The organism is Streptomyces sp. NPDC015242, assembly GCF_043079125.1.
GTDB lineage: Bacteria > Actinomycetota > Actinomycetes > Streptomycetales > Streptomycetaceae > Streptomyces.
Window position 1 is genome coordinate 315507 of record NZ_JBIBUF010000011.1, and the last position, 12456, is coordinate 327962.

General features: G+C 71.0%; 12 protein-coding genes. All 12 read left to right on the forward strand.

What is annotated here, in order from left to right:
* Window positions 1–4: 4 nt before the first annotated feature.
* The 12 genes from ACF07N_RS32915 to relA all read left to right on the forward strand — a co-directional run bounded on the left by ACF07N_RS32915 (window position 5) and on the right by relA (window position 12328).
* Complete coding sequence (locus ACF07N_RS32915) at window positions 5–547, forward strand: hypothetical protein (protein ID WP_383347341.1); 543 nt, start codon at window positions 5–7, stop codon at window positions 545–547.
* Between the two features lie 148 nt (window positions 548–695).
* Window positions 696–1601 carry a pyridoxal 5'-phosphate synthase lyase subunit PdxS gene (pdxS, locus tag ACF07N_RS32920; RefSeq protein ID WP_365097096.1) on the forward strand — a complete coding sequence of 302 codons (906 nt, stop codon included), beginning with the start codon at window positions 696–698 and terminating at the stop codon, window positions 1599–1601.
* A 14-nt stretch (window positions 1602–1615) separates the two neighbouring features.
* Window positions 1616–2224 carry a pyridoxal 5'-phosphate synthase glutaminase subunit PdxT gene (gene pdxT, locus ACF07N_RS32925; protein WP_383347343.1) on the forward strand — a complete coding sequence of 203 codons (609 nt, stop codon included), beginning with the start codon at window positions 1616–1618 and terminating at the stop codon, window positions 2222–2224.
* A 48-nt stretch (window positions 2225–2272) separates the two neighbouring features.
* Complete coding sequence (locus ACF07N_RS32930) at window positions 2273–3025, forward strand: YebC/PmpR family DNA-binding transcriptional regulator (protein ID WP_383333907.1); 753 nt, start codon at window positions 2273–2275, stop codon at window positions 3023–3025.
* A gap of 105 nt (window positions 3026–3130) precedes the next feature.
* Entirely contained in the window at window positions 3131–3682 is a 552-nt protein-coding gene (ruvC, locus tag ACF07N_RS32935; protein ID WP_383333905.1) for a crossover junction endodeoxyribonuclease RuvC, read from the forward strand.
* Complete coding sequence (ruvA, locus tag ACF07N_RS32940) at window positions 3679–4284, forward strand: Holliday junction branch migration protein RuvA (protein WP_392120078.1); 606 nt, start codon at window positions 3679–3681, stop codon at window positions 4282–4284. The genes ruvC and ruvA overlap by 4 nt, the downstream gene beginning before the upstream one ends.
* Before the next feature lie 22 nt (window positions 4285–4306).
* A complete protein-coding gene (ruvB, locus tag ACF07N_RS32945) occupies window positions 4307–5377 on the forward strand; it encodes a Holliday junction branch migration DNA helicase RuvB (RefSeq protein WP_392120081.1) in 1071 nt (356 codons plus the stop codon).
* A gap of 185 nt (window positions 5378–5562) precedes the next feature.
* Entirely contained in the window at window positions 5563–6060 is a 498-nt protein-coding gene (gene yajC, locus ACF07N_RS32950; RefSeq protein ID WP_383347349.1) for a preprotein translocase subunit YajC, read from the forward strand.
* Window positions 6061–6194: 134 nt separating this feature from the next.
* A complete protein-coding gene (secD, locus tag ACF07N_RS32955; protein WP_383333897.1) occupies window positions 6195–7967 on the forward strand; it encodes a protein translocase subunit SecD in 1773 nt (590 codons plus the stop codon).
* Between the two features lies 1 nt (window position 7968).
* Window positions 7969–9084, forward strand: coding sequence for a protein translocase subunit SecF (gene secF / locus ACF07N_RS32960; RefSeq protein WP_383333895.1), 1116 nt, complete (start codon window positions 7969–7971; stop codon window positions 9082–9084).
* Window positions 9081–9620, forward strand: a complete 540-nt coding sequence (locus ACF07N_RS32965) for an adenine phosphoribosyltransferase (protein ID WP_383333893.1) — start codon at window positions 9081–9083, stop codon at window positions 9618–9620. The genes secF and ACF07N_RS32965 overlap by 4 nt, the downstream gene beginning before the upstream one ends.
* 194 nt (window positions 9621–9814) lie before the next feature.
* Window positions 9815–12328: a GTP pyrophosphokinase gene (gene relA, locus ACF07N_RS32970; protein ID WP_383333891.1), complete on the forward strand. Its 2514-nt coding sequence runs from the start codon at window positions 9815–9817 to the stop codon at window positions 12326–12328.
* The last annotated feature ends 128 nt before the right edge of the window (window positions 12329–12456 follow it).

Here is a 12456-nt window from a genome sequence, read left to right on the forward strand (position 1 = left end):
GCCCGTGACCGCAACCCTCATCTGGATCCTCGTCGCCCTCGTGGTGATCGGCCTGTACCTGAGCTGGACGGCCGGGCGGCTGGACCGGCTGCACGCACGCATCGACGCCGCACGCGCCGCCCTCGACGCGCAGCTGCTGCGCCGCGCCTCCGTCGCCCAGGAACTGGCCACCGCCGGGGTGCTCGACCCGGCCGCCTCGATCGTCCTCTACGAGGCCGCCCACGCGGCCCGGCAGGCCGAGGAGGAGCAGCGGGAGGTCGCCGAGAGCGAACTGAGCCAGGCGCTGCGGGCCGTATTCGGGGAACCGGCGCAGGTGGAGGCGGTACGCGGCGCGCCCGGGGGAGAGGAAGCGGCCCGGGAGCTCACCGAGGCGGTCCGCAGGGTCCCGATGGCCCGGCGCTTCCACAACGACGCCGTGCGCGCGGCCCGGGCCCTGCGCCGGCACCGCAAGGTCCGCTGGTTCCGCCTGGCCGGGCACGCGCCCTTCCCCCTGGCCTTCGAGATGGACGACGAGCCCCCGGCGGCCCTGGTGGACCGGGCCGCCTGAGGCCGGCGGGGCCCCCGTTCACCGGCCGTTCTCCGCAGGTCCTGGTCAAAAGGATCCACGGCGTTCCCATTGGCCCTTGATGTGGCCTGGTTCCCTCGCGTTTCCTCGGTGCTGCAGAAAACCCTCTTTCCCATCAGCGAGGTCACCCGTGTCCATCTCCGAAAACCAGGCTCCCGAGACCGGCACCGCCCGTGTGAAGCGCGGCATGGCCGAGCAGCTCAAGGGCGGCGTCATCATGGACGTCGTCACCCCGGAGCAGGCGAAGATCGCCGAGGACGCGGGCGCCGTCGCGGTCATGGCCCTGGAGCGGGTGCCGGCCGACATCCGCAAGGACGGCGGCGTGGCCCGCATGTCCGACCCGGACATGATCGAGGGCATCATCGAGGCCGTCTCCATCCCGGTCATGGCCAAGTCCCGCATCGGCCACTTCGTCGAGGCCCAGGTTCTCCAGTCCCTCGGTGTGGACTACATCGACGAGTCCGAGGTCCTCACCCCGGCCGACGAGGTCAACCACTCCGACAAGTGGGCCTTCACCACGCCGTTCGTCTGCGGCGCCACCAACCTGGGCGAGGCCCTGCGCCGCATCGCCGAGGGCGCCGCGATGATCCGCTCCAAGGGCGAGGCCGGCACCGGCAACGTCGTCGAGGCCGTGCGCCACCTGCGCCAGATCAAGAACGAGATCGCCCGGCTGCGCGGCTACGACAACCACGAGCTGTACGCCGCCGCCAAGGAGCTGCGCGCCCCGTACGAGCTGGTCAAGGAGGTCGCCGAACTGGGCAAGCTGCCCGTGGTCCTCTTCTCCGCCGGCGGCGTCGCCACCCCGGCCGACGCGGCCCTGATGCGCCAGCTCGGCGCCGAGGGCGTCTTCGTCGGCTCCGGCATCTTCAAGTCCGGCGACCCGGCCAAGCGTGCCGCCGCCATCGTGAAGGCCACCACCTTCTACGACGACCCGAAGATCATCGCGGACGCCTCCCGCAACCTCGGCGAGGCCATGGTCGGCATCAACTGCGACACCCTCCCCGAGGCCGAGCGCTACGCCAACCGCGGCTGGTAAGGCACCACACGGACATGACCGAAGCACCTGTCATAGGCGTCCTGGCCCTCCAGGGCGACGTACGGGAGCACCTGGTGGCCCTGGCCGCGGCCGACGCCGTGGCCAGGCCGGTGCGGCGCCCCGAGGAACTCGCCGAGGTGGACGGGCTCGTCCTCCCCGGCGGCGAGTCCACGACCATCTCCAAGCTCGCCGTGCTGTTCGGCGTGATGGAGCCGCTCCGCGCGCGCGTGCGGGACGGCATGCCCGTCTACGGCACCTGCGCCGGCATGATCATGCTCGCCGACAAGATCCTCGACCCGCGCTCCGGGCAGGAGACCGTCGGCGGCATCGACATGATCGTGCGCCGCAACGCCTTCGGCCGCCAGAACGAGTCCTTCGAGGCGGCCGTCGACGTCGCGGGCGTCGAGGGCGACCCCGTGGAGGGTGTCTTCATCCGCGCCCCCTGGGTCGAGTCCGTCGGCGCCCGGGCCGAGGTGCTCGCCGAGCACGACGGCCACATCGTCGCCGTGCGCCAGGGCAACGCGCTGGCCACGTCGTTCCACCCGGAACTGACCGGCGACCACCGGGTGCACGCCCTGTTCGTCGCCATGGTGAGGGCGAACCGGACAGCGGACTCCTTGTAGGATTCCTGCGTTCGTTGCTGAGATGGGTTACGCGAAGGAGACAGGCAGATGTCCGGCCACTCTAAATGGGCCACGACGAAGCACAAGAAGGCCGTCATCGATGCCAAGCGCGGCAAGCTCTTCGCGAAGCTGATCAAGAACATCGAGGTGGCGGCCCGGATGGGCGGCGCCGACCCCGAGGGCAACCCGACGCTCTACGACGCCATCCAGAAGGCGAAGAAGTCGTCGGTCCCCAACAAGAACATCGACTCCGCGGTCAAGCGCGGCGCGGGCCTGGAGGCCGGCGGCGCCGACTACGAGACGATCATGTACGAGGGCTACGGCCCCAACGGTGTCGCGGTGCTCATCGAGTGCCTCACCGACAACCGCAACCGCGCCGCCTCCGAGGTCCGCGTCGCCATGACCCGCAACGGCGGCTCCATGGCCGACCCCGGTTCGGTGTCGTACCTGTTCAACCGCAAGGGCGTCGTGATCGTCCCCAAGGGCGAGCTGACCGAGGACGACGTCCTCGGCGCCGTCCTGGACGCCGGTGCCGAGGAGGTCAACGACCTCGGCGAGACCTTCGAGGTCATCAGCGAGGCCACCGACCTGGTCGCGGTCCGCACCGCCCTGCAGGACGCCGGCATCGACTACGACTCCGCCGACGCCAACTTCGTCCCGACCATGCAGGTCGAGCTGGACGAGGAGGGCGCCAGGAAGATCTTCAAGCTGATCGACGCGCTGGAGGACAGCGACGACGTGCAGAACGTCTTCGCCAACTTCGACGTCAGCGACGAGGTCATGGAGAAGGTCGACGCCTGACCCGCGCACGAGAGCAACGGGCCGACGGGACACACCCCGTCGGCCCGTCGCGTTGTCGGTGGTACCCGATAGCCTGCACAAACAGGTGACCGAAAGGGAGGGCGCGTGCGCGTGCTGGGGGTGGACCCGGGACTGACCCGGTGCGGTGTGGGCGTCGTCGAGGGCGTGGCCGGACGGCCGCTCACCATGGTCGGCGTCGGCGTCGTCCGGACCCCCGCCGACGCGGAGCTGGGACACCGCCTGGTCGCCGTCGAGCAGGGCATCGAGCAGTGGCTCGACGAGCACCGGCCCGAGTGCGTCGCGGTGGAGCGCGTCTTCAGCCAGCACAACGTCCGCACGGTGATGGGCACCGCCCAGGCCAGCGCCGTCGCCATGCTCTGCGCCGCCCGCCGCGGCATCCCCGTGGCGCTGCACACGCCCAGCGAGGTCAAGGCCGCCGTCACCGGCAGCGGCCGCGCCGACAAGGCCCAGGTGGGGGCGATGGTCACCCGGCTGCTCCGGCTCGACGCCCCGCCCAAGCCCGCCGACGCGGCCGACGCCCTGGCCCTCGCCATCTGCCACATCTGGCGCGCCCCCGCCCAGAACCGGCTCCAGCAGGCCGTCGCCCTGCACACCGCCACAGCACCGACCCGAGCACCGAAAGGCCGTACGGCATGATCGCCTTCGTCAGCGGCACAGTGGCCGCACTCGCCCCGGACGCCGCGGTCGTCGAGGTCGGCGGGGTCGGCATGGCCGTCCAGTGCACGCCGAACACGCTCTCCACCCTCCGCATGGGCCAGCCGGCCAAGCTCCACACGTCCCTGGTCGTGCGCGAGGACTCCCTCACCCTGTACGGCTTCGCCGACGACGACGAGCGGCAGGTCTTCGAACTGCTCCAGACCGCGAGCGGCGTCGGCCCGCGGCTCGCCCAGGCCATGCTCGCCGTGCACACCCCCGACGCCCTGCGCCGGGCCGTCTCCACCGGCGACGAGAAAGCCCTCACCGCCGTGCCCGGCATCGGCAAGAAGGGTGCCCAGAAGCTGCTGCTGGAGCTGAAGGACCGGCTCGGCGCCCCGGCCGGCGCCCCCGGCGTCGGCGCACCGGTCAGCTCCGGCTGGCGCGACCAGCTGCACGCGGCCCTGATCGGCCTCGGATACGCCACCCGCGAGGCCGACGAGGCCGTAGCCGCCGTGGCTCCGCAGGCCGAGGCCGCCGGGGGCACGCCCCAGGTCGGCCCGCTGCTGAAGGCGGCCCTCCAGACCCTGAACCGCGCCCGCTGACCCCCACCCCGAGGCACATCACATGAACTGGGACGACACGACCGACGCCGAGGCCGCCGAGCGGCTCGTCGGTGCGTCCGCCGACCGTGAGGACCAGGCCGTCGAGGCCGCCCTGCGCCCCAAGGACCTGGGTGAGTTCATCGGACAGGAGAAGGTCCGCGAACAGCTCGACCTCGTCCTGCGCGCCGCACGCGCGCGCGGCGCCACCGCCGACCACGTGCTGCTCTCCGGCGCCCCCGGCCTCGGCAAGACCACCCTGTCGATGATCATCGCGGCCGAGATGGGCGCCCCCATCCGCATCACCTCCGGCCCCGCCATCCAGCACGCCGGCGACCTCGCCGCGATCCTCTCCTCCCTCCAGGAGGGCGAGGTCCTCTTTCTCGACGAGATCCACCGCATGTCCCGGCCCGCCGAGGAGATGCTGTACATGGCGATGGAGGACTTCCGCGTCGACGTGATCGTCGGCAAGGGCCCCGGCGCCACGGCCATCCCGCTGGAGCTGCCCCCCTTCACCCTGGTCGGCGCCACCACCCGGGCCGGCCTGCTGCCGCCCCCGCTGCGCGACCGCTTCGGCTTCACCGCCCACATGGAGTTCTACGAACCGGCCGAACTGGAGCGGGTCGTCCACCGCTCGGCGCACCTGCTGGAGGTCGAGATCGACCCGGCGGGTGCCGCCGAGATCGCCGGCCGCTCCCGCGGCACGCCCCGCATCGCCAACCGGCTGCTGCGCCGCGTCCGCGACTACGCCCAGGTCAAGGCCGACGGGCTGATCACGCGGGACATCGCGGCGGCCGCCCTCGCCGTCTACGAGGTGGACGAGCGCGGCCTCGACCGCCTGGACCGGGCCGTTCTGGAGGCCCTGCTGAAGCTGTTCGGCGGCGGCCCCGTCGGTCTGTCCACGCTGGCCGTCGCGGTGGGGGAGGAGCGTGAGACCGTGGAAGAGGTCGCCGAACCCTTCCTCGTCCGGGAGGGGCTGCTCGCCCGCACCCCGCGCGGCCGGGTCGCCACCCCCGCCGCCTGGGCGCACCTCGGTCTCGCCCCGCCCCGCTCCCAGACCGCCGGAAACGGACAACAGGACCTGTTCGGGGCGTGACGGCGCCGGCACGGCTCCGGGTCGGCGAGGTCAGTGGCCGGAGCAGGAACCCCGGTGCCATGCTGAGCGTTGTTCCCTGCGCGCGGACTCGCTTAGACTCCGCCGATGCCGCCTTTGTCGGCGGCGTACACACCCCCAACCATCTGGCCGCTCACAGCGCGGTCGTGTGAAGGAAGTACCGACCCGTGAGTCTCCTGACCCTCCTCCCGTTCATCGTGCTCATCGGGGCCATGTTCCTGATGACCCGATCGGCCAAGAAGAAGCAGCAGCAGGCCGTGGAGATGCGGAACCAAATGCAGCCCGGCAGCGGTGTCCGCACCATCGGGGGCATGTACGCCACGGTCAAGGAGGTCAACGAGGACACCGTCCTCGTCGACGCCGGTCCCGGCGTCGAGCTCCTCTTCGCCAAGAACGCCATCGGTGCCGTCCTCACCGACGACGAGTACAACCGCATCGTCCACGGCATCGAGCACGACCTGAAGTCCGACGCCGACCTCGTCCCGGACGACGCCTCCTCCCTCACCGAGACCGGCGACTCCGCCGCCGACGCCCCCGCTGACGACAAGGCCGTCGACCTCGGCAAGAAGGACACGGCCGCGGAAGCGGCCGACGAGGCCCCGGCCGGCGAGGCGAAGCCGGACGCAGAGCCGAAGAAGACCGACGGCGGCTCCGAGGCGAAGTAGTCGTGTCCCGGGGTGCGCGGGCCGTGTCCCGCGCACCCCGGGACACGCCATAACTCGCACGGAGTCCCGACACCATGTCATGGCCGCCCGTCCGCCGACCCGGAGCGAGGCGGCCCGAGAGGGAGTACGAGAAGGTGGCCACACCTAAAAAGGGCCGGAGCGCGAGCGCCCAGAGCAAGCCGGGGCGCTCGCTGGCCCTGATCCTGATCGCCATCGCGGCGCTCACCGGTGGAATGTTCGCCTCGGGGCACACGACCCCGCGTCTCGGCATCGACCTGGCCGGCGGCACGAGCATCACGCTCCGCGCGGTCCCCGAGGCAGGCAACGAGTCGGCGGTCAACAAGACCAACATGGACACGGCGGTCTCCATCATGGAGCGCCGGGTCAACGGTCTGGGCGTCTCCGAGTCCGAGGTCCAGACGCAGGGCCGGGAAAACATCATCGTCAACATTCCCAAGGGCACCAACTCGGACCAGGCCCGCAAGCAGGTCGGCACCACCGCCAAGCTCTACTTCCGCCCGGTCATCGCCACCGAGGTCTCCGGCGGCGGCGCGGCACCGTCGCCGAGCCCCACGGGCAGCGCCTCGGGCAGCCCCTCGGGCCAGCCGTCCGGCAAGGCCAGCGACAAGCCGGAGGCCACCGACAAGGGATCCGGGACTCCGTCCGCCTCCGCCACCACGCAGGGCCGTGCGCTCACGGACGCTCTCAAGGCCGACGCCACCCCGTCCGCGAGCGCCTCCGGCGAGGCCGGGGCCAGCCCCTCGCCGTCCGCGAGCGGCGGCACGGCCGACGCCGCGGCCGGCAAGCTCCAGGAGCAGTACGCCAAGCTCGACTGCACCGACGAGAAGACCCGGTCCAGCGTCGGCGACACCGCCAAGGCCTCCGACGCGACGCTGGCCTGCGGCCAGAACGCGCAAGGCCAGTGGCAGAAGTACATCCTCGGTCCCGCCGAGGTCGACGGCACGGACGTCGACAAGGCCCAGGCCGTCCTGAACACCCAGACCGGTGCGGGCTGGACGGTGACGATGGACTTCACCGACGCCGGCGCCAAGAAGTTCGCCGACATCACCGGCAAGCTGGCGCAGAACCAGTCGCCGCAGAACCAGTTCGCGATCGTCCTCGACGGTGACGTGGTCTCCGACCCGTACGTCCGGCAGGCCCTGACCGGTGGCAACGCCGAGATCTCCGGCAACTTCAACCAGCAGTCGGCCCAGGAACTGGCCAACATGCTGACCTACGGCGCCCTGCCGCTGACCTTCAAGGTCGACAGCATGCTGACCGTGACGGCGGCCCTCGGCGGTGACCAGCTGAAGGCCGGCCTCATCGCCGGCGCGATCGGCCTCGCGCTGGTCGTCATCTACCTGCTGGCCTACTACCGCGGCCTGTCCTTCATCGCGATCGTCTCGCTGCTGGTCTCGGCCGCCCTGACCTACACGATCATGTCGCTGCTCGGCCCCGGCATCGGCTTCGCGCTGAACCTGCCGGCCGTCTGCGGCGCCATCGTCGCCATCGGCATCACGGCGGACTCGTTCATCGTGTACTTCGAACGCGTCCGCGACGAGATCCGCGAGGGCCGCTCGCTGCGCCCCGCCGTCGAGCGGGCCTGGCCGCGCGCCCGGCGCACCATCCTGGTCTCCGACTTCGTGTCGTTCCTCGCCGCCGCGGTGCTCTTCATCGTCACCGTCGGCAAGGTCCAGGGCTTCGCGTTCACGCTCGGTCTGACCACCCTGCTCGACGTGGTCGTGGTCTTCCTCTTCACCAAGCCGCTGCTGACGCTGATGGCCCGCCGCCCGTTCTTCGCCAACGGCCACAAGTGGTCCGGCCTCGACCCGAAGAGCCTGGGTGCCCAGCCGCCGCTGCGCCGCACCCGCCGCCCCGCCGCCCCCGTCGACCCCAAGGAGGCCTGAGATGTCGAAACTCGGCAACCTCGGCGCCCGGCTGCACCGTGGCGAGGTCGGCTACGACTTCGTCAAGAACCGCAAGATCTGGTACGGCCTGTCCATCCTGATCACCATCACGGCCATCGTCGGCCTGGCGGTCCGCGGCCTGAACATGGGCATCGAGTTCCAGGGCGGCGCCGTCTTCAACACCCCGAAGAACACCACGGTTTCGGTCACCCAGGCCGAGGAGTACGCGGAAGAGGCCTCCGGTCACGACGCGATCGTCCAGAAGCTCGGCGACGGCAGCCTGCGCATCCAGGTCGCCGGCATCGACACCGGCGCGGCGAACGAGATCAAGCACTCGCTCGCCGAGGACCTCAAGATCGACGCGGAGCAGATCAACGCCGAGCTGGTCGGCCCCAGCTGGGGTGAGCAGATCGCCAACAAGGCCTGGCAGGGCCTGGGCATCTTCCTGGTCCTCGTCGTGATCTATCTGGCCATCGCCTTCGAGTGGCGCATGGCGGTCGCCGCGTTCGTCGCCCTGATCCACGACATCACGATCACGGTCGGCATCTACGCCCTGGTCGGCTTCGAGGTCACCCCGGGCACGGTGATCGGTCTGCTGACCATCCTCGGCTACTCGCTCTACGACACGGTCGTGGTCTTCGACAGCCTCAAGGAACAAGCGAAGGACCTCACCAAGCAGACCCGCTGGACCTACAGCGAAGTCGCCAACCGGTCGATCAACAGCACCCTGGTCCGCTCCATCAACACCACGGTGGTCGCGCTGCTGCCGGTGGCGGGCCTGCTGTTCATCGGTGGCGGCGTACTCGGCGCGGGCATGCTGAACGACATCTCGCTGTCCCTGTTCGTCGGCCTCGCCGCCGGTGCCTACTCCTCGATCTTCATCGCCACGCCGCTCGTCGCCGACCTCAAGGAGCGCGAGCCGCAGATGAAGGCCCTGAAGAAGCGCGTCCTGGCCAAGCGGGCCCAGTCCGCCGCCAAGGGCGAGACCGACGACCACGAGGACGAGTCGTACGCCGCCGAGCCCGAGGACGACGCCGCTGCCGCTGTCGTGGGCCCGCGCAACCAGCCCGCGTCCCGCACGCGCGGCCGCGGCCGCCCCTCGGGGAAGCGCCGATGACCGACATCAGGGAGCTGCTGCTCAGCCGCATCCGGGACGTGGCCGATTACCCGGAGCCGGGCGTGATGTTCAAGGACATCACCCCGCTCCTGGCGGACCCGGCGGCCTTCACGGCCCTCACCGACGCTCTCGCCGAGATCGCCGGGCGCACCGGCGCCACCAAGGTCGTCGGCCTGGAGGCCCGCGGCTTCATCCTCGGCGCCCCGGTCGCCGTCCGCGCCGGCCTCGGCTTCATCCCGGTGCGCAAGGCGGGCAAGCTCCCCGGAGCCACCCTCGCCCAGGCCTACGACCTGGAGTACGGCTCGGCGGAGATCGAGGTGCACGCCGAGGACCTCAGCGCCGACGACCGTGTCCTGGTCGTCGACGACGTCCTCGCCACCGGTGGCACCGCCGAGGCCTCGGTCCAGCTCATCCGCCGGGCCGGCGCCGAGGTGGCGGGCCTCGCGGTCCTGATGGAGCTGAGCTTCCTCCATGGCCGCGCCCGCCTGGAGCCGGCGCTGTCCGGCGCCCCGCTGGAAGCGCTGCTCACGGTCTAGAAACCCCCGCGCGGGGCGGCGTACACCGGCACGACACCGCGGAGGCGGGCCCGGAGGAATCCGGAGCCCGCCTCTCGTGTTTCCCGGGTTGACGGCCCTCACAGTGGCCTGAAGGCGATCCTGCGGCGCAGGATGGCTACCATGGGGTCTCCGGAGCCTGACCGGGGGACCCGGATCGCGCACGAGGAGCCCTCTTGCCAGACGAGGCCCAGCACCTGACCGCCGCCAAGCCCGAGTCCGCCTCGGAGGCCGCGGCCAAGCCCGCGCCGAACGCGCCCCACGCGAAGAACGACACCCGCGGGCCGGTCGAGCACGCCCAGTCGGCCCCGGTCGACAAGCCCGCCGAGCAGGCCCGCCCCAAGCCCGCCCCGCCCGTGCGGCAGGCCTCCGGTCAGCCGGCCCGCAGCGGCTCCTCCAACCGCGTCCGCGCCCGCCTGGCCCGCCTCGGCGTGCAGCGCGCGAACCCGTACAACCCGGTGCTGGAGCCACTGCTGCGCATAGTGCGCAGCAACGACCCGAAGATCGAGACGGCCACGCTCCGCCAGATCGAGCGCGCCTACCAGGTCGCCGAGCGCTGGCACCGCGGCCAGAAGCGCAAGAGCGGCGACCCGTACATCACGCACCCGCTCGCCGTCACCACCATCCTCGCCGAGCTGGGCATGGATCCGGCCACGCTGATGGCGGGCCTGCTGCACGACACGGTCGAGGACACCGAGTACGGCCTGGAGGACCTGCGCCGCGACTTCGGCGACGTCGTCACCCTGCTCGTCGACGGCGTCACCAAGCTCGACAAGGTCAAGTTCGGCGAGGCCGCGCAGGCCGAGACCGTGCGCAAGATGGTCGTCGCCATGGCCAAGGACCCCCGCGTCCTGGTCATCAAGCTCGCCGACCGCCTGCACAACATGCGCACCATGCGCTACCTCAAGCGCGAGAAGCAGGAGAAGAAGGCGCGCGAGACCCTGGAGATCTACGCGCCGCTCGCCCACCGCCTGGGCATGAACACCATCAAGTGGGAGCTGGAGGACCTCGCCTTCGCGATCCTCTACCCCAAGATGTACGACGAAATCGTCCGGCTGGTCGCCGAGCGGGCACCCAAGCGCGACGAGTACCTGGCGATCGTCACCGACGAGGTCCAGCAGGACCTGCGCGCGGCCCGCATCAAGGCGACCGTCACCGGCCGCCCCAAGCACTACTACAGCGTCTACCAGAAGATGATCGTCCGCGGCCGGGACTTCGCGGAGATCTACGACCTGGTGGGCATCCGCGTCCTCGTGGACACCGTCCGCGACTGCTACGCGGCCCTCGGCACGGTGCACGCGCGATGGAACCCGGTCCCCGGCCGGTTCAAGGACTACATCGCGATGCCCAAGTTCAACATGTACCAGTCGCTGCACACGACGGTCATCGGCCCCGGCGGCAAGCCGGTCGAGCTGCAGATCCGCACGTTCGACATGCACCGCCGCGCCGAGTACGGCATCGCCGCGCACTGGAAGTACAAGCAGGAAGCCGTCGCCGGCGCCTCCAAGGTGCGCACGGACGCCCCGAAGTCCTCCGGCAAGGACAAGGACGCCATCAACGACATGGCGTGGCTGCGGCAGCTGCTGGACTGGCAGAAGGAGACCGAGGACCCGGGGGAGTTCCTGGAGTCCCTGCGCTTCGACCTCTCCCGCAACGAGGTCTTCGTCTTCACCCCCAAGGGCGACGTCATAGCGCTCCCCGCGGGTGCCACCCCCGTCGACTTCGCCTACGCCGTGCACACCGAGGTCGGCCACCGCACCATAGGCGCCCGGGTCAACGGCCGCCTGGTCCCGCTGGAATCCACCCTCGACAACGGCGACCTGGTGGAGGTCTTCACCTCCAAGGCACCCGGCGCCGGCCCCTCCCGCGACTGGCTGGGCTTCGTCAAGTCACCGCGCGCCCGCAACAAGATCCGCGCCTGGTTCTCCAAGGAGCGCCGCGACGAGGCGATCGAGCAGGGCAAGGACGCCATCGTCCGCGCCATGCGCAAGCAGAACCTGCCGATCCAGCGCATCCTGACCGGCGACTCCCTGGTGACCCTGGCGCACGAGATGCGCTACGCCGACATCTCCGCCCTGTACGCGGCGATCGGCGAGGGCCACGTCTCCGCGCAGAACATCGTGCAGAAGCTGGTGCAGGCCCTCGGCGGCGAGGAGGCGGCCACCGAGGAGATCGACGAGTCGGTCCCGCCGGCCCGCGGCCGCAGCCGCAAGCGCCGCTCCAGCGCCGACCCGGGCGTCGTGGTCAAGGGCGTCGACGACGTGTGGGTCAAGCTGGCCCGCTGCTGCACGCCCGTGCCCGGCGACCCCATCATCGGGTTCGTCACCCGCGGCAGCGGCGTCTCGGTGCACCGCAGCGACTGTGTCAACGTGGACTCGCTGTCCCGGGAGCCCGAGCGCATCCTCGACGTCGAGTGGGCGCCCACGCAGTCCTCGGTCTTCCTGGTCGCCATCCAGGTCGAGGCCCTCGACCGCTCCCGGCTCCTGTCGGACGTCACCCGCGTGCTGTCCGACCAGCACGTCAACATCCTCTCCGCGGCCGTCCAGACCTCCCGCGACCGCGTCGCCACCTCCCGCTTCACCTTCGAGATGGGCGACCCGAAACACCTCGGCCACGTGCTGAAGGCCGTCCGGGGCGTCGAAGGCGTCTACGACGTCTACCGCGTGACGTCGGCGCGCAACAGGACGTAACGGCGCGTAGCGGACATGCGGAAGGGGGGGCCCGCACCGCGGGTACGGGGGCCCCAACGCCAGTGCCCGGGCCCCTTTTGGGGCCGGGCGGCGCCGCCCCCAAACAAACAGCCCCTAAACCCCCGGTG

Bases quoted from the DNA above. Each gene is read 5' to 3' on its own strand.
- pdxT (WP_383347343.1), top strand. From the start codon at position 1,616: ATGACCGAAGCACCTGTCATAGGCGTCCTGGCCCTCCAGGGCGACGTA.
- ACF07N_RS32930 (WP_383333907.1), top strand. From the start codon at position 2,273: ATGTCCGGCCACTCTAAATGGGCCACGACGAAGCACAAGAAGGCCGTC.
- ruvA (WP_392120078.1), top strand. From the start codon at position 3,679: ATGATCGCCTTCGTCAGCGGCACAGTGGCCGCACTCGCCCCGGACGCC.
- ruvB (WP_392120081.1), top strand. From the start codon at position 4,307: ATGAACTGGGACGACACGACCGACGCCGAGGCCGCCGAGCGGCTCGTC.
- secF (WP_383333895.1), top strand. From the start codon at position 7,969: ATGTCGAAACTCGGCAACCTCGGCGCCCGGCTGCACCGTGGCGAGGTC.
- ACF07N_RS32965 (WP_383333893.1), top strand. From the start codon at position 9,081: ATGACCGACATCAGGGAGCTGCTGCTCAGCCGCATCCGGGACGTGGCC.